The organism is Ruegeria sp. H7, assembly GCF_056532945.1.
Map to the genome: position 1 here is coordinate 1 of NZ_JBQFNZ010000015.1, position 17,456 is coordinate 17,456.

The window sequence follows — 17,456 nt, forward strand, 5'->3', positions numbered from 1 at the left end:
CAATCAAAAACCTCCGAATGCCCACCGTCTCTCCGATGCGTCTCCGCCGCTCCCGCCGCGTCCCGAGCGCCTCAGCAGCGCCGGTGAAGGGGTATTTACGGATTGGGCCCGGGACCTGCAACCCCCATTTTGAAAAAACTTCACATTTCTCGGCAGAAACTTACCAATCTTAATGAAAACAACATGTTAGCTTAAAAAATCCCGTCAACAACGGTCTTCTCCATTCCTGAAAACACGGCAAGGAATGGCCATTCAGCGGAATCGTACCCAATGCTTGGTATGCGCCCGAGAGTCGGGCCAACAAAAACGCCGCCCGAGTCTCCTCGGGCGGCGCTATTCCTGCGATCAACGCGGAATTACTTCAGGTCGAAGCGGTCCGCATTCATCACCTTGTTCCAGGCCGAGACAAAGTCGCAGACGAATTTGCCCTCGGCACCGGCCTGACCATAGACCTCGGCCAGCGCCCTCAGTTGCGAGTTCGAGCCGAAGACCAGATCAACGCGGGTGCCGGTCCACTTGACCTCACCGCTGGCACGGTCGCGGCCTTCATAGACGCCTTTGCCCGACGGCTTCCATTCCGTGCTCATATCCAGAATGTTGGTGAAGAAGTCATTGCTGAGCGTTCCCACGCGAGCGGTGAACACACCATGCTTGCTGTCGCCGAAATTGGCACCCAGCACACGCAGCCCCCCGACAAGCACCGTCATCTCGGGCGCGGACAGGTTCAGCAATTGCGCGCGGTCGACCAGCAGTTCTTCGGGCGAGACGGTGTAGTCGGCCTTCTGGTAGTTGCGGAACCCGTCTGCGATGGGCTCCATCACTGAGAAGCTGTCCACATCCGTCTGTTCCTGCGTCGCGTCGGTGCGGCCCGGGGCGAACGGAACCTCGACATCCTGACCGCCAGCTTTTGCCGCCTGTTCGACACCAACAGCACCGGCCAGAACGATGATATCCGCCAGCGAAACTTTCTTGCCACCGGATTGCGCACCGTTGAACGCCGCCTGAACGCCTTCCAGCGCCTCCAGCGCCTTGGACAGTTTCATCGGCTCATTGACGTCCCAGTCTTTCTGCGGCGCAAGGCGGATACGGGCCCCATTGGCACCGCCGCGCTTGTCCGACCCACGGAAGGTCGAGGCCGAGGCCCATGCGGTCGAGACCAGTTCGGACACCGACAGACCAGTTGCCGCAATCTTGGCTTTCAGGTCGGCCACATCCGCATCGTCAATCAGGTCGTGATCCACAGCGGGAACGTTGTCCTGCCACAACAGCTCTTCGGTCGGGGCTTCCGGGCCGATATAGGCAGACCGCGGACCCATATCGCGGTGGGTCAGCTTGAACCAGGCGCGGGCGAAGGCATCGGCGAACTGGTCGGGGTTTTCATGGAAGCGTTTCGAGATCGGGCCATAGATCGGGTCCATGCGCATCGCCATGTCGGCGGTGGTCATCATGGTCTTGACCTTTTTCGACGGATCATGCGCCGCCGGGGCCATGTCTTCCTCTTTCACGCCAACCGGTTCCCAGATCCACGCGCCCGAGGGGCTTTTGGTCAGGTTCCAGTCATAGCCGAACAGCAGGTCGAAATAGCCATTGTCCCATTTGATCGGGTTCGCGGTCCACGCGCCCTCGATACCGCTGGTGGTGGTGTCGTCACCCTTGCCTGAACCGAACTTGTTGATCCAGCCAAAGCCCATGTCCTCGATCGGGGCGGCTTCGGGATCAGGGCCGACCAGATCGGGGTCACCCGCGCCATGCGCCTTGCCAAAGGTGTGACCACCCGCGACCAGAGCGACGGTTTCCTCGTCATTCATCGCCATCCGGCCAAAGGTGTCGCGGATATCGCGGCCCGAGGCCAGAATGTTCGGCTCACCATCGGGGCCTTCGGGGTTCACGTAGATCAGGCCCATCTGCACGGCAGCCAGTGGGTTTTCCAGATCACGCTCGCCCGAATAACGGCTGTTGGGGTTGTCGGTCGGGGCGAGCCATTCGGTCTCGGACCCCCAATAGATGTCTTCCTCGGGCGCCCAGATGTCTTCGCGGCCACCGGCGAAACCAAAAGTCTTGCCGCCCATCGATTCAATGGCGCAGTTACCCGCCAGAATCATCAGGTCGGCCCAGGAGATCTGGTTGCCGTATTTCTGCTTGATCGGCCACAGCAGGCGGCGCGCCTTATCTAGGTTGCCATTGTCCGGCCAGCTGTTGAGCGGCGCAAAGCGCTGGTTCCCGGTCGAGGCCCCGCCACGGCCATCCGCCGTGCGGTACGTCCCGGCGCTGTGCCACGCCATACGGATGAACAGACCACCGTAATGGCCATAATCCGCAGGCCACCAATCCTGCGAATCTGTCATCAGCGCATAGAGGTCTTCTTTCAACGCCTTCATATCCAGCTTCTGGAACTCTTCGGCATAGTTGAAATCCGCACCCAACGGGTTCGACGCGGGCGCGTGCTGATGAAGGATCGACAGGTTCACCTGGTTTGGCCACCAGTCCCGGTTCGACCGGGTCCCCGCGCCATGCATCACAGGGCATCCACCTGTTTTGGGGTTATCACTTCCGTCCATATCGATCTCCAATCCTGGCTCAGGTCTTGCGGCTTAGCGCGGTCAAAATTTACGCGACAAGATCACAGTAAGATGTCGCCGATGTCGTTTTCAATTTCCTGTCTTGGAAAACAGAACCTTGCGACACCGTGCACCTCAATCTCTGCCATCTCGCGTCGCGCCCGGTATAGCAAAACCGCGCCATGAGAATAAGTTTTGTTTTTGGATTGTTGTGATAGCTTTTTCCTATGGTGGGCCGCAGCTCGCCGGGGTTCCAACTTGACCTGGTTGTGAGCCGGGCACAGTTACCTAGTGTCAACAGTTGAAATGCTGATTGAATTTTCCCGTAAGTCGGGCACAGTCGGACCCATTCCCTTGCGTCGTTTGTCCGGACCCTTTGGCCAGTTGGCGCAATCAATTGATAAAGGCACATAAATGGAATTTGACTACGTCATTGTAGGCGGCGGATCCGCAGGCTCGGTCTTGGCCAATCGCCTCAGCGAGGATCCCGACATAACGGTCTGCCTGCTTGAGGCCGGGGGAAAAGGGGACCATATCGGCATCCGTATGCCCGCCGCAATTGTCGCGTCTTTGCCGGGGCGTCCAAAGATCAGCAACTGGGCGTTTGAAACAGTTCCGCAACCGGGTCTGAATGGCCGCAAAGGGTACCAGCCGCGCGGCAAGGCCCTAGGTGGATCCAGCGCAATTAACGCGATGCTTTATATCCGGGGCCAAAAGCAGGATTATGACGGCTGGGCCGCGCAAGGCTGCGCCGGCTGGGATTGGGACAGCGTCCTGCCCTATTTCAAACGGGCCGAGAACAACGAACAGGGCGCGGATGAGATGCACGGGGACAGCGGCCCGCTGCAGGTGTCACATCAGAAAGAGCCGCGCCCCGTCACACATGCCTTTTTGGAAGCAGCCGAACAACTGCAACATCGACGCATTCAGGACTTCAACCGCGGCGACAATGAAGGCGTCGGACTGTATCAGGTGACGCAGTTTCACGACCCCGCCAGGAATGGCGAGAGGTGTTCCGCCGCAGCCGCCTATGTCCATCCGGTCATGGACCGCGCGAATCTGACCGTGATCACTCATGCTCATGCCAAAGAACTGACCTTACAGGACAAACGCGCAACCGGAGTGATCTACAAGAGAAAAGCAAAGGGCGCTGACCACTCGGTTTCGGCCAAACGCGAGGTCATTCTGTGCGCCGGCGCACTGCAGTCGCCACAGCTGTTGCAACTGTCCGGCATCGGTGCGGCGGACGAGCTGCGCCAGCACGGGATTCCCGTCCGGCACGACCTGCCCGGTGTCGGCAAGAACCTGCAGGATCATCTGGATTTCATTCTGACCTATCGCAGCAAGGACACCGACAATTTCGGCATCGGCCTTATCGGCGCCGCCCGCCTTCTGGGCCACATATGGCGCTGGCGCAAAACCGGAGTGTCCATGGCTGCCACCCCCTTCGCCGAAGGGGCGGGTTTCCTGAAAACCTCAGCCGATCTGGACCGCCCCGACATCCAATTGCATTTCGCCATCGCCATGGTCGACGATCACGCCAGAAAGCTGCATTACGGCTATGGCTACAGCTGCCATGTCTGCAAACTGCGACCCGAAAGCCGCGGAACTGTCGGCTTGCACAGCGCCGACCCCTTTGCCGCCCCCGCCATCGACCCGAACTTTCTGTCTGACGATCGCGATCTTGAGACGCTGATCAAGGGTGCTCGCATGATGCGTCAGATCATGGACGCCCCCGCGCTGGCCAAATTCCGACACTCAGAGATGTTCGGGACCGAAACGGCCAAAACGGATGCGGATTGGGAACGCCATATTCGCGACCGCGCCGATACGATCTATCACCCGGTGGGCACTTGCAAAATGGGCGTGGACGATATGGCCGTGGTCGACCCAGAATTGCGTGTGCGTGGGGTTCAAGGGCTGCGCGTTGTCGATGCTTCGATCATGCCGACGCTGGTATCCGGCAACACCAACGCGCCAACCATTATGATCGCCGAAAAAGCGGCCGACATGATCAAGGCCGCTCAGTAAGCGTTCATCAGCGCCTCTAGCCCGACCCGGTAATTGGGGTACAGCAACCGCACCCCAAGTTCATCCTTGATGCGGTTGTTCCGCACGCGCTTGTTTTCATTGTAAAAACTGCGCGCCATCGGGGTCAGGTCCGCCTCTTCGTACGGAACGGCGGGCGGCAGGGGCAGACCCTGAAGCTCGGCGGCGTAGCCGATCACGTCCTGAGGCGGCACCGGCTCGTCATCGCAGACATTGTAGACCGCGCCGGGATTGGGCGCGGCGATCGACGCCGCCAGAACCTGCGCGATGTCATCCACATGGATCCGCGAAAACACCTGCCCAGGTTTGATGATCCGCCGCAATCCGCCGCGTTTGAGTTTGGAAAACGGTCCGCGTCCGGGGCCGTAGATTCCGGCCAGGCGAAAGATGTGAACGGGCAGGCCGGGAATGGCCGACCATTGCTGCTCGGCCTGCAATCGCCACCGGCCCCGTTTTGCAGTTGGGGCAGGCGGCGTGGCTTCATCCACCCAATCGCCCTGATGATCCCCATAGATTCCAGTGGTCGACAGATAACCGACCCATTCGAACTGTCCGGCCCGCGCTGCGATCTCGTCGCCCAGCGCCATCAGAACCGGATCGCCCTCCTCGCTTGGCGCGGTCGAGATCAACACATGCGTGACCCCATCCAGATCCGGCACTTCACCGGGCCAGACCATCGGTTCTGCGCCCGACGCCCGAATTGCATCGGCACCGGCCTCGTCCCGTGTCGTGCCGATCACGCGCCACCCGTCCGCCGCCAGCCTGCGCGACAGCGCCTGCGCCGAATACCCATGTCCAAAGGAAAAAAGCGTCTGTGTCATACCCCCTAGATGATCCGAGCCGGTCCGGGATGCAAGCGCCGCATAGACGCACTTGATTCGAATCCCCTCATGCGCCTTTCTTTTAGGTATGAGCCAGAAAACACCCGACCTGCACACCGCCTATGCGCTGACCTCGCCCGAGGACAACAGGCGCCTTTATGCCGAATGGGCGGGCGATTATGACGACAGCTTCGCCGCGCGTGAGGATTATCAACTTCACATCCACACCGCCCGCGCCTTTGTCAGTGCCTTCGGACAAGGCCCGGTGCTGGATGTGGGCGCAGGCACCGGCCTCTGCGGTGCGATTCTGGCCGGGTTGGGCGTCGGCCCCATCGATGCCACGGATATCAGCGCCGAAATGCTGGACCAGGCCATGCGCAAGGACATTTATCGCGACGCCATCGAAGCCGACCTGAACCACGGTATCCCGGTGCCGCGCCACAGCTATTCCGGCATCGTATCCTCAGGCACTTTCACCCACGGCCACCTTGGCCCCGAGGTACTGCCCGCCCTATTGCGCGTCGCCCGCCCGGGTGCCCAGTTTGCGCTCTCGATCAATGCCAGACATTTCGAAAAACTGGGGTTCGCCGACGCGCTGCACCAGCTCGCACACGACCGCATCCGCAACCTGACCCTGCCCGAGGTCCGCATCTACGGCGACCTCGCCGCCGGCCCCAACAAAGACGACACCGCGTTCATCGCGTTGTTCGAGCGCAGCTGATCCGCCCTTCATCTGGCCAAAAATATCCCGGGGGAGTCGCGGCGTGCCGCGACGGGGGCAGAGCCCCCTATCGCCCTTTCCAAACCGGATCGCGCTTTTCGGCAAAGGCGCGCGCGCCTTCCAGATTGTCCTCGGATCCATACAGCACATCCACGCTGGCCAATTGCCGCCTGGTGATCCGATTCATCACGTCCTGAAACTTGGCATCCTCGGCTTCGCGCACAATCTCCTTGATCGCCGCATAAACAAGGGGTGGGCCGCTGGCCAGCAACCGGGCAAGTTCCCACGCGCGGTCCATCAACTGATCTGCGGGCACGACCTCATTGACCAGCCCCCAACGACGGGCCTCTTCCGGGTCGAACCAACGCCCTGTCAGCAGCAGTTCCATCGCGATGTGATAGGGAATGCGTTTGGGCAGCTTGACACTGGCCGCATCAGCCACAGTGCCCGAGCGGATCTCGGGCAGGGCAAAGCTGGCGTTTTCCGAGGCGATGATCATGTCGGCGCTCAGCGCCAGTTCCAGACCGCCGCCGCAGGCAATGCCATTGACTGCCGCAATCACCGGCTTGTTCATATCGCGCAGTTCCTGCAACCCGCCGAAACCGCCAACGCCGTAATCGCCATCCACCGCATCACCGTCGGCTGCGGCCTTCAGATCCCAACCAGGGCAAAAGAACTTCTCGCCGCCCCCGGTCAGGATCGCAACACGCAGTTCCGGATCGTCCCGAAAGTCGCGAAACACCTCGCCCATGATGCGGCTGGTGGCCAGATCGATCGCGTTGGCCTTGGGCCGGTCCAGAATGACTTCGAGAATGGCACCGTCGCGACGGGTTTTGATCGGACTCATGAACTTGCCTTTCGGATCAGCGCATCGACTGCAACCGCGCCCTCGGCGGTGCAGATCAGCGGGTTAATCTCAACTTCTTCAACTGTCGCGGCATTGGCAATGACATAGTTCTGAACGGCCTCGACCGCGTCCAGAATTGCGTCCATATTGGCAGGCGGTTTGCCCCGGTACCCGGCCAGCAGCGGCGCGCAGGCCAGTTTGCCCAGCGCCTGCTCAACCGTCGCGCGCGAGGACGGGACCAGAACCGAAACCGTATCGCGCAGAATCTCGGTCAGCACCCCTCCGGCCCCCATGGTCAGCACATAGCCATGCGCCGGGTCTCGTGTGACCCCGATCAATAGCTCGGCCACCCCGCCTGTCGCCATTTCCTCGATCAACACCGTCTGGGTGCCGATCGACTTCGCGGTCTTGGCCAAATCGCAAGGCGAAACCCCAAGACGCACCGCGTCATGTTCCGACTTATGCGCCAGCCCGACACCCTTCACTGCAAACGGGCCAACCAGTTCACCGGCCACGCACCCCGCGTCCTCAACCGCAACCACCCGGTTGCGCGGGATGGGCAAGCCAAATGCGGCCAAAGCCGACTTGGCCTCAGCCTCGGTCAGCACGTGATCAGCAGCTGCATCCGCAGGCAACAGCACCGGCTCTGACAGTTCCGGCAACAGTCGCGCCGCCGCTTCGACAGAGGACAGCGCCTCATGCAGGCCCGAGAACGGAACAACCCCACCTTCCAACAGACACTGCGCAACATGTTCGGGCATCAACTCGGGCAGGGTCGCAGTCACTGCAAAAGGTCGCCCGGTCTGCGCCACACAGTTCAGCGCTGCCTGCGTTGCGCACTCCCAATCCGACGGATCCGTATGCGGATAATCGACAATCGCCATGGTCAGAGCCTTATCCGGCCCGGTCATCCCGGACCATGCGCGCGTCATCGCATCCGTGTCCCGCCAGATATAAGTGTGGTAGTCCAACGGGTTGGCCAGCGCCACCATCGGGCCAAGTGCGGCGCGCAGATCCGAGCGTTGCCGGTCCGTCAACGGTGGGAAATGCAGGTCACGCCCTTCGGCCATATCTGCCGCCAAACTCGCCTCGCCGCCTGAACAACTGATCGAGGCCAGCCCGTTGCCGTCCAAACGCCCGGTGACATGCAGCAGTTTAAGGCATTCCAGAAAGCTCGGGATGTCGTCCAGCCGGGCGATCCCCAGACGATCCAGGAAAGCCTGCGCCCCGGCATCCCCACCCGCCAGCGACGCCGTATGCGAAATCGTGGCCGCCTGCGCGTGGTCCGAGCGGCCCATTTTCAGCGCGACAACAGGAACATCCCTTTCGCGCGCTTTTCGCGCCAAGGCTTCCCATTTCCGCAAATCGCCAAATCCCTCGATATGGACGCCAATCGCGGTGATCCGGTCATCGTCCAAAAGGGTCGAGGCCACATCCGCCTGATGCGTCTGCGCCTGATTCCCACAGGTCAGCATGAACGCCAAAGGCAGGGCCCGGCGCTGCATCGTCATGTTGATCGAAATGTTCGAGCTTTGGGTCAGGATCGCCACACCGCGATCCACAGGGCGCATCCCGTGCTGATCCGGCCAGACTGCCGCGCGCTCCAACCCGTTGACGAACCCATAGCAGTTGGGCCCGAGGATCGGCATATCCCCCGCTGCCGCAACCAGCTGCGCCTGCAAATCAGCGCCCTGATCATCCTCGGCCCGCGCCTCGGTAAAGCCGGACGCAAAGCACACAGCGCCACCTGCCCCCGCCGAGGACAAAGCCGCAACGGCCGAGATCGTCGCGTGCCGGTTAATACCGATAAAGGCCACATCCGGCGGGTTGGGCAGGTCTTCGATGGTGGCAAAGGCGGGCATACCCGCCACTTGCTGCGCCTTGGGGTGAACCGGCCAGATATCCCCTGAGAACCCGAACTTTCGGGCCTGATTGATCACTTCCGCGCACCAGGCCCCGCCGCCGATCACGGCCATGGACGCAGGGTTCAAGACACGCCCGAGTGGCCTCATGCGCCCAGCGCCCTCAGCAGGTCCCGGCTGATGATATGGCGCTGGATCTCGCTGGTGCCGTCCCAGATACGCTCGACCCGTGCATCGCGCCAGAACCGTTCCAGCGGATAGTCATCCATCAGGCCCATCCCACCATGAACCTGTATTGCGGCGTCCGTTACCCGCGCCAGCATCTCGGATGCGTAAAGCTTGGCTGACGCAATCTCGCGATTCGCGGGCAGCCCTTTGTCCAGCCGGTCCGCCGCCGCCAGCGTCAGCAGGTCCGCCGCATCGATTTCAGTGATCATGTCGGCGATCTGGAAGGACACGCCCTGAAACTTGCCGATCTTCTGGCCGAACTGTTCGCGCGTCGCCGCGTAATCCAGCGCGTAGTCAAAGGCCCGGCGCGCGCGTCCCACGGACATGGCCGCAACGGTAATGCGCGTGGCGTAGAGCCAGGTGTTCATCACCTCGAACCCACCATCAACCTCGCCCAGAACCTGCGCGTCGGGCAGGCGGCAATCGTCGAAATCCAGAACCATGTTCTTGTAGCCGCGATGGCTGACCGACTTGTACCCATCGCGGATCGTGAACCCCGGCGTGCCGCGATCCACCAGAAACGCGGTGATCCGCTTTTTCGGCCCTTTGGGCGTCTGATCCTCACCCGTCGCGATGAAGACGATGATGAAATCGGCGTGCTCGGCCCCCGAGATGAAGTGTTTGGTGCCATTGACCACCCAGTCCCCGCCATCGCGCACGGCGGCGCATTTCATGCCCCGCACATCCGAGCCTGCACCGGGTTCGGTCATCGCCAGCGCATCCATCCGCTCACCGCGAACGGCGGGCATCAGGTAACGCTCGACCTGCTCGCCTTCGCAGGCCATCAGAATGTTCTGAGGACGTCCGAAGAAATGGTTCAACGCCATCGAACCGCGCCCCAGTTCACGTTCGACAAGCGCAAATTCCAGATGGTTCAGACCGGCGCATCCGACGCTTTCGGGAAAGTTGCAGGCGTAAAAGCCCAACTCGATGGTCTTGCGCTTGATTTCTTCCGCAATCTCATGCGGGACTTCGCCGGTGCGTTCGACCAGCTCTTCATGCGGGTAAATCTCGTTCTCGACAAAGCTGCGCACGGTCGAGGCGATCATCTCCTGTTCGTCGGACAGGCCATATTGCATCTGAATTCTCCACATCTGGTCGTGCGCGTATCGTGACCGGGGTTGAGAAACACCTCGTGCGGGAATAGACGTTTATCATGCAGAAATGGACTAAATCCCCCTCTGCACCGCAGCAAATCGGTGTGCTTCTGTTCGAGGGATTCTCGAACCATTGTCTGGCCAACACGGTCGAGCCGTTGAGGGCCGCCAATACGCTGTCGGGGCGCAATCTGTATCAGTGGCGGTTTCTGTCGCTGACCTCGGGGCCGGTAACCTCATCCTCGGGCCTGCAGGTGGCACCTCATGGCCCGTTGCAAACCGCCAACGGCGACACCCTGATGGTGATGCCGTCTTATGGGTTTCGCACCCATGGCAACTGGCAGACACAGGCTGGGCTTCGGTCTGCGGCCGAACGCTATGACACGCTGGCCGGGCTGGACACCGGAAGCTGGCTGTTGGCTTTGGCGGGCTTGTTGGACGGGCACCGCGCGACGATTCATTGGGAGGAGTTGACAGGCTTCACCGAACGGTTTCCCGACATCGACACCGTGCGCGAGAGATACGTGATCGACCGCAACCGCATCACCTGCTCCGGCGCGATGGCCGCCTTTGATCTGGTTCTGCACCTGATCGGCCGGGATCAGGGGCAGGCACTGGCGCTGGAAGTGGCGCACTTGTTCATGACCCGCGATTCCGCCCGGTCGCATGAGGGCGGCGCGGGTGCGACCAGCGGCTATGTCAACAAGGCTTTGGCCCTGATGCAGGAACATCTGGAACGCCCGTTGCCGATCTCCGAAATTGCCAGCCGGGTGGGCCGGTCGCAAAAGGCGCTGTCGGTGCGGATGCAGGCCGAGTTGGGGGCCGGGCCCGCGCAGGTCTATCGGCGTCTGCGGCTGAATCTTGCCCGCAAGCTGGTGGCCGAGACGGATTTGACCATAGGTGAGATCGCCCTGCGCGCCGGGTATGACGACCCCAGCGCGCTGACACGGGCATTCAAGGCCGAGTTCACCATCACCCCCCGCGCGCTGCGTCTGTCGCAGACACGGGGGTAAGTTCGGTCATCCAAACATCCGCTTTTTCCGGGCCCGCGTGTCGGCGGTTGCTTCGGGGGATCCGTCATGGAACGTCCCGAACCAACGGTCCCACGGCATTTCCTGATTGCCATAGTTACATTCGTAGTAGCGGTGGTGCAGCTGGTGATAAAACGTGCCCAGCGCCAGACGTTTTTTGTCTTTGATCAGCAGCCTTTCATAGCCCGTATGGCTCATCGCGGCTCCGGCGCCCTGAAACACAATGTGGAAATACAGATGAATGGGGTGCGAGGGCACGATCCAGTGGATGCAGAGCGTCGTCAGGTAAAAGAAATGCTCGACCGGGTGCATCGACAGGCCGGACCATGGGCCGATATTGACGTTCCGGTGGTGCAGGCTGTGGACCTTCTTATACAGAAACGGCTGATGCAGCAGCCGGTGCACCCAATAGAAATGAAAGGCCGACCACATGGGGATCAGGATCAGCCACAGCACAAACCAGACCGGGTTTTCGGCGAAGGTGATGACCGGCACATATCCGTTGGCCATCAGCCACATCGTCACCACCTGAAACCCGGTCAATTGCAATACGCCTGACCCCAGAGACCAGAACATGTTGTCCTTGACCTGATCGCTGAAGCTCCACAGCGCGTTATTTCTGCCCTGCTCTCGACGTTCAAACTTCAGCTTCTTGCCTTGCGACTTGCGGATATAGAAATACCAGTGCAGCCCGCCAGCCACCGCGAAGATCATTGCGAAGTTCACCAGCCAGATCTGAAATATCCAACCAAAGGCAAATGTTTGCGCGGTCTCAAGCGACGGATAAAAGAACGCCCACAGCGCGACCGCGAGGGCCAGCATCAATACCCGCTCGCTGAGCGTCAGCCAGTTTCTGGCCACCCAGCCCAGCAGGAAGGCCGGGCGCGGCGGCCACTGGAAAATGGATGGGTTCCGAAGCGGCAAATCCGGGTGATAGTTCCACTCTTTGCTCATGTCCTGCATCGGTGCGTTGTCCGACATGTCAGCTTTCCTTTGTCGCGCTGGTTTTCACACCCGGTCCTGCCGCCAGCGGGGATCGGGTTGGGCGGGCTGACGCCTTGATCAGGTTGCGTAGTCCGAGCCTTCGGCGTCCAGAACCGCTTTGATCTCGCGCAGATGCGCCTCGGCCTGACCGGGATAGTCATCCAGTTCCTGCGCGGTCTTTTCGGCGATCTCATCGGACAGTACGCGCAGGGGCTGGCCGGTTTGCAGCGCGCGAATATAGGTTTCGGCAGCGCGTTCGAAATAAAACAGCCGGTTGAACGTGTCCGCAGGGTCGCTGCCGATGATCAGAACACCGTGGTTGCCCATGATCATGACCTTTTTCTTCGGGTCCGACAGCATCGAGGCGCAGCGTTCCCCTTCGCTGTCAAACGCCAGCCCGCCGAATTCCTCGTCAATGACATAGCGGTTGTAGAACGTGGCGGTGTTCTGATCGATCGGAGGAAGATTGCTGTCGGCCAGCGAGGCCAGAACCGTGGCGAAGATCGAATGCACATGCATCACGCAGCGGGCATGGGCGCAATGGCGGTGGATCGAGCCGTGCAGGCCCCAGGCGGTCGGGTCCGGCGCGCCGGGCAGGCTCATCACCTTGGGGTCATTGGCATCCAGCAACAACAGGTCCGAGGCGCGGATTCGGCTGAAATGCATCTGATTGGGGTTCATCAGGAACTGCGTGCCGTCGTCATTCACCGCCAGGCTGAAATGGTTGGCCACGGCCTCGTGCATGTTCAGACGCTCGGTCCAGCGGAAAGTTGCGGCCATATCGACACGCTCGGACCAGTGGTCGATATTGGGGCGAAGATTGGCGACACTCATGGAAACGCTCCTTTGGCGGCTGATCTTGGCAAAGCCTGCCTTGCGCCGGGGTGTTTGACCAACAAATAATTTTCCCCCGTTCCATTAGTAGAACTTATGCCAGAGTTATGTTGGTTCGATTCACCCCTATTGCGTTCAGGTTCGGTTCGCACATCTATGGACGTTTGCGCCAATTGAGGTCGGCGCAAGATCGGGGCGGGGGACCTCCCGCCCATCGTCGCGGCCCCTTGCGGGGCAGCTTCTCTGGTTGGGCCGGGCAGCGCTGGCGCGCTGCGGCCGTGCCATATGATGATTTCATGATACGGGATTACCGGGGTTGCACCTGACCGCGCATTCGGGAAAGTTGAGCCATGGAATACTCACCTTTCCCAAGCTGGCCCGATGTCGCCCCTCGTTTGATTGCCGTAGCAGCCGGTCGCGAGGCGGCAGATACGGTCATTCGCGGTGGCATCTGGGTGAATGTGCACAGCCGCGAGCTGTTGCCGGAACATTCCGTCGCCATTGCCGAGGGGCGGATTGCCTTTGTCGGACCTGACGCCGGGCACTGCATTGGCCCCGACACCCAGATCATCGAGGCGCAGGGGCGCTATATCCTGCCCGGTCTGTGTGACGGTCATATGCATATCGAATCCGGCATGCTGACCCCGGCCGAATTTGCGCGGGCCGTGATCCCGCATGGCACAACCTCGATGTTCACTGATCCGCATGAGATTGCCAATGTGCTGGGTCTGGACGGTGTGCGCATGATGCATGACGAGGCGCTGCTGCAACCGGTGAATATCTTCACCCAGATGCCCTCTTGCGCGCCCTCGGCCCCCGGATTGGAAACGACCGGCTATGAGATCACGCCCGAGGATGTGTCGGAAGCAATGAACTGGCCGGGGATCATCGGGCTGGGCGAGATGATGAATTTCCCCGGTGTCATCCACGGTGATCCAAAGATGCTGGCCGAAATAGCGGCCACCCAGCGCGCCGGGAAAACGGTGGGCGGGCATTATGCATCGCCTGATTTAGGGCCTGATTTTGCAGCCTACGTCGCAGGTGGGCCAGCGGATGACCACGAAGGCACCTGCGAGGCTGACGCGATTGCGCGCGTGCGACAGGGGATGCGGTCGATGATGCGCCTGGGCTCGGCCTGGTATGACGTGGAAAGCCAGATCACTGCCATCACTGAAAAGGGGCTGGACCCGCGCAATTTCATTCTGTGCACGGATGACTGCCACTCGGGCACGCTGGTCAATGAAGGCCACATGAACCGGGTTGTGCGCCACGCGATTGCCTGCGGCTGCGATCCGCTGGTGGCGCTGCAAATGGCCACGATCAACACCGCCAGCCATTTCGGGCTGGAGCGTGAGATCGGCTCGGCCACGCCCGGGCGGCGGGCCGACATTATCCTCAGTTCCGACCTTAGCACGCTGCCGATTGAGACGGTGATCGCCCGGGGGAACGTTGTGGCCGAGAACGGCGTCATCACCGTGGACTGCCCACATCTGAACTGGCCCGACAAGGCACGCAACACGGTGCATTTGGGGCATAACCTGACCTCAGGCGATTTCGAAATCAAACCGCCTGCGGGCGCGAACAGGGTTCAGGCCAACGTCATCGGCGTTGTCGAGAATCAGGCCCCGACCAAAGCGCTGAAGGCAGAGCTGCCGATCATCGGTGGGCTGGTCGAGGGTGAAGGCGATGTCTGCCAGATTGCATTGGTGGAACGGCACCGCGCCACGGGCGGCGTGACAAACGCCTTTGTCTCGGGCTTTGGCTATCAGGGGAAAATGGCCATGGCCTCGACCGTGGCGCATGACAGCCACCATATGATCGTCGTGGGCACCGACCGCGATCAGATGGCCCTTGCCGCAAACCGTCTGGCCGAAGTTGGCGGCGGGATCACCCTGTTCCGCGACGGGCAAGAGATTGCGCTGGTCGAACTGCCCATTGCCGGTTTGATGTCCGACAGCCCCGCCACGCAGGTCGCGGCGAAGGCGGAACAGATGGTCGAGGCGATGAAGGCCTGCGGATGCCAACTGAACAACGCGTATATGCAGCACTCGCTTCTGGCGCTGGTCGTGATCCCGGAACTCAGGATATCCGACCTGGGGCTGGTGGATGTGCGGACATTTGAAAAGATAGACCTTCTGGAACCACTGGCATGACAACAATAAAAACACCTGACGCACCAAAACCGGAACAATTCACCGACCCGGACGCCGCCGTCGCGCGGCTGGAGCTGCTGTATAAGCAAGCCACAGAGTTTCTGTGCGACAGCTTTGCCTCGGCCCTGCAAAGCGGCGCGCCGTCTGAACGATTCAGAGCATATTACCCGGAAATTCGTATCAAGACGTCCTCTTACGCACAGGTCGACAGCCGGCTGAGCTTTGGTCACGTGTCCGAGCCCGGCATCCACGCAACAACCGTGACGCGGCCTGATCTGTTCCGGTCCTACCTGACGCAACAGATCGCTTTGCTGATCAAGAACCACGACCAGCCGGTGACCATCGGCGCATCGGACACCCCGATCCCGGTGCATTTCGCAGTGGCCAACAACCCCGATCTGGTGGTTCCGCATCAGGGCGCGGCCGGGTTCACCCTGCGCGACGTGTTCGACGTGCCGGATCTTACCACCACCAATGACGACATCGTCAACGGCGTGCATGACCATGATGAGGTCGGCCCGCTGGCCCTGTTCACTGCGCAGCGCGTGGATTATTCGCTGGCGCGCCTGTCGCATTACACAGCCACCGACCCCAGCCATTTCCAGAACCACGTTCTGTTCACCAACTACCAGTTCTACGTTTCGGAGTTCGAGAATTACGCGCGCGAACAACTGGCTGATCCGAACAGCGGCTATACCAGCTTTGTCTCGACCGGGAATGTCGAGATCACGACCGCGGACGCGACGCTGGAGCAGCCTTTGAAACTGCCGCAGATGCCGACCTATCACCTGAAACGGGCTGATGGCTCGGGGATCACGTTGGTCAACATTGGGGTTGGCCCGTCGAATGCCAAAACCGCGACCGATCATATCGCTGTTCTGCGCCCCCATGCCTGGCTGATGGTCGGGCACTGCGCCGGTCTGCGTAACACGCAGGCGCTGGGGGATTTTGTTCTGGCCCATGCCTATCTGCGCGAAGACAAGGTGCTGGACGATGACCTGCCCGTCTGGGTTCCGATCCCGCCATTGGCCGAGATTCAGGTGGCGTTGGAACATGGCGTGGCCGAGGTTACCAAGCTTGAAGGGTATGAGCTGAAGCGGATCATGCGCACCGGAACAGTTGCCTCGGTCGATAACCGCAATTGGGAACTGCGCGATCAATCCGGCCCGGTGCAGCGGCTCAGCCAATCCCGCGCGATTGCGCTGGATATGGAAAGCGCCACAATCGCCGCAAATGGCTATCGATTCCGGGTGCCCTACGGCACTTTGCTATGTGTGTCGGATAAGCCGCTGCATGGGGAATTGAAGCTTCCCGGCATGGCCTCGTCCTTCTATACGACGCAGGTCAGCCGCCATCTGGCGATTGGAATACGAGCGATGGAACACCTGCGCGGTATGCCGCTAGAGCGTTTGCACAGCCGGAAATTGCGGTCTTTCGACGAAACAGCCTTCCTGTGACGCAAAAAAGCAACGAAATCCCCATATTTTTAGGGGTTTCAGCGCTACTATTCGTTGTGTTCGCCCACAATATCCCGTTACAGTTACGCGGTGAGGCCCTATTTATCGGGCACGTTAAGGAGACCAAGAAATGGCAAAGCCTATGACAAAGACTCAGCTGGTTGCTGCTCTCGCTGAGGAAATGGGAACCGACAAGAAATCCGCAAACTCCGCGCTGGAGGCCATCACCGGCCTGATCACCCGCGAAGTTTCGGCTGGCGGTGCCGTCACCCTGCCCGGCGTTGGCAAAATCTACTGCCGCGAACGCCCCGAGCGCATGGTGCGCAACCCCGCCACCGGCGAGCAGTTCAAGAAAGAAGCCGACAAGGTGGTCAAAATGACCATCGCGAAGGCACTGAAAGACAGCGTGAACGGCTGATTTCAGTCTTTACGGACAATGACGAAGGGCCGCCGTTTGGGGGCCCTTTTTCAATGGAGGCTCAGCAGAACCTCCAGGTCGCGACGGCTGAGACTTTCCATCAGGGCACGCTCTTCTGCTGTTAGGCGTGCGTTTTTACGGATGTATTTCTCCAGATAGGCCGCAATGTCACTGGTGGGTCGGTAGTAGAGATCGGGATCAGATGCGCTGAGCACCTCAATCAGACGCAACAGAGTTTTCTTCTGCTTCTCTGCATCCAGATCTTTTCTGTTTTCTTCCAACATTACAAAGCTTTCCCGATTTCCCGGAGAGAAGGATAGCGCGCAGCCGCGGGCTTCCAAGCCCGGGGAAAGAAAACGGGCGCCCATCGAGGCGCCCGCTATTGGCTTCGTGTGG

General features: G+C 60.6%; 14 protein-coding genes. 6 read left to right on the forward strand and 8 right to left on the reverse strand.

Going from position 1 to position 17,456, the window contains the following annotated elements; genetic code table 11:
* Positions 1-356: 356 nt before the first annotated feature.
* Positions 357-2,558, reverse strand: coding sequence for a catalase/peroxidase HPI (gene katG, locus ACR0AC_RS20460; protein WP_170453267.1), 2,202 nt, complete (start codon positions 2,556-2,558; stop codon positions 357-359).
* Positions 2,559-2,972: 414 nt separating this feature from the next.
* On the opposite strand from katG, the gene ACR0AC_RS20465 reads away from it, so the two are divergent.
* A complete protein-coding gene (locus ACR0AC_RS20465; protein WP_480780860.1) occupies positions 2,973-4,589 on the forward strand; it encodes a GMC family oxidoreductase in 1,617 nt (538 codons plus the stop codon).
* Here the strand turns inward: ACR0AC_RS20465 and ACR0AC_RS20470 are convergent.
* Positions 4,583-5,428 carry an SDR family oxidoreductase gene (locus ACR0AC_RS20470; protein WP_480875759.1) on the reverse strand — a complete coding sequence of 282 codons (846 nt, stop codon included), beginning with the start codon at positions 5,426-5,428 and terminating at the stop codon, positions 4,583-4,585. The two genes, ACR0AC_RS20465 and ACR0AC_RS20470, sit on opposite strands and share 7 nt — an antisense overlap.
* Positions 5,429-5,516: 88 nt before the next feature.
* On the opposite strand from ACR0AC_RS20470, the gene ACR0AC_RS20475 reads away from it, so the two are divergent.
* Positions 5,517-6,149, forward strand: a complete 633-nt coding sequence (locus tag ACR0AC_RS20475; RefSeq protein WP_170453270.1) for a class I SAM-dependent methyltransferase — start codon at positions 5,517-5,519, stop codon at positions 6,147-6,149.
* A gap of 67 nt (positions 6,150-6,216) precedes the next feature.
* On the opposite strand, the gene ACR0AC_RS20480 is transcribed toward ACR0AC_RS20475, so the two are convergent.
* The 3 genes from ACR0AC_RS20480 to ACR0AC_RS20490 are packed head-to-tail and all read right to left on the reverse strand — an operon-like array spanning position 6,217 to position 10,165.
* Entirely contained in the window at positions 6,217-6,996 is a 780-nt protein-coding gene (locus ACR0AC_RS20480; RefSeq protein ID WP_480875763.1) for a carnitinyl-CoA dehydratase, read from the reverse strand.
* On the reverse strand, positions 6,993-9,008 hold the full coding sequence (locus ACR0AC_RS20485) for an acetate--CoA ligase family protein (protein WP_480875765.1): 2,016 nt from the start codon (positions 9,006-9,008) through the stop codon (positions 6,993-6,995). Before ACR0AC_RS20485 ends, ACR0AC_RS20480 begins: the two co-directional genes overlap by 4 nt.
* A complete protein-coding gene (locus ACR0AC_RS20490; protein WP_170521368.1) occupies positions 9,005-10,165 on the reverse strand; it encodes an acyl-CoA dehydrogenase family protein in 1,161 nt (386 codons plus the stop codon). The genes ACR0AC_RS20485 and ACR0AC_RS20490 overlap by 4 nt, the downstream gene beginning before the upstream one ends.
* 77 nt (positions 10,166-10,242) lie before the next feature.
* On the opposite strand from ACR0AC_RS20490, the gene ACR0AC_RS20495 reads away from it, so the two are divergent.
* The gene (locus ACR0AC_RS20495; RefSeq protein ID WP_480875767.1) at positions 10,243-11,196 is read left to right on the forward strand and encodes a GlxA family transcriptional regulator; all 954 of its coding nucleotides are present in this window, start codon (positions 10,243-10,245) and stop codon (positions 11,194-11,196) included.
* Between the two features lie 6 nt (positions 11,197-11,202).
* Here ACR0AC_RS20495 and ACR0AC_RS20500 read toward each other — a convergent pair whose 3' ends face one another.
* Both ACR0AC_RS20500 and ACR0AC_RS20505 read right to left on the reverse strand, forming a co-directional pair.
* Positions 11,203-12,195: a sterol desaturase family protein gene (locus ACR0AC_RS20500; RefSeq protein WP_480875771.1), complete on the reverse strand. Its 993-nt coding sequence runs from the start codon at positions 12,193-12,195 to the stop codon at positions 11,203-11,205.
* 81 nt (positions 12,196-12,276) lie between these two features.
* Entirely contained in the window at positions 12,277-13,032 is a 756-nt protein-coding gene (locus tag ACR0AC_RS20505; RefSeq protein WP_170453275.1) for a class II aldolase and adducin N-terminal domain-containing protein, read from the reverse strand.
* Between the two features lie 350 nt (positions 13,033-13,382).
* Here ACR0AC_RS20505 and ade point away from each other — a divergent pair, with 350 nt between their 5' ends.
* From ade to ACR0AC_RS20520, 3 genes are all read left to right on the forward strand, one after another.
* Entirely contained in the window at positions 13,383-15,185 is a 1,803-nt protein-coding gene (gene ade, locus ACR0AC_RS20510) for an adenine deaminase (RefSeq protein WP_170453276.1), read from the forward strand.
* Complete coding sequence (locus ACR0AC_RS20515; RefSeq protein WP_170453277.1) at positions 15,182-16,642, forward strand: AMP nucleosidase; 1,461 nt, start codon at positions 15,182-15,184, stop codon at positions 16,640-16,642. The genes ade and ACR0AC_RS20515 overlap by 4 nt, the downstream gene beginning before the upstream one ends.
* Positions 16,643-16,772: 130 nt before the next feature.
* Positions 16,773-17,060, forward strand: a complete 288-nt coding sequence (locus ACR0AC_RS20520) for an HU family DNA-binding protein (protein WP_170453278.1) — start codon at positions 16,773-16,775, stop codon at positions 17,058-17,060.
* Between the two features lie 50 nt (positions 17,061-17,110).
* On the opposite strand, the gene ACR0AC_RS20525 is transcribed toward ACR0AC_RS20520, so the two are convergent.
* A complete protein-coding gene (locus ACR0AC_RS20525; RefSeq protein WP_480875778.1) occupies positions 17,111-17,428 on the reverse strand; it encodes a hypothetical protein in 318 nt (105 codons plus the stop codon).
* Positions 17,429-17,456: the final 28 nt, after the last annotated feature.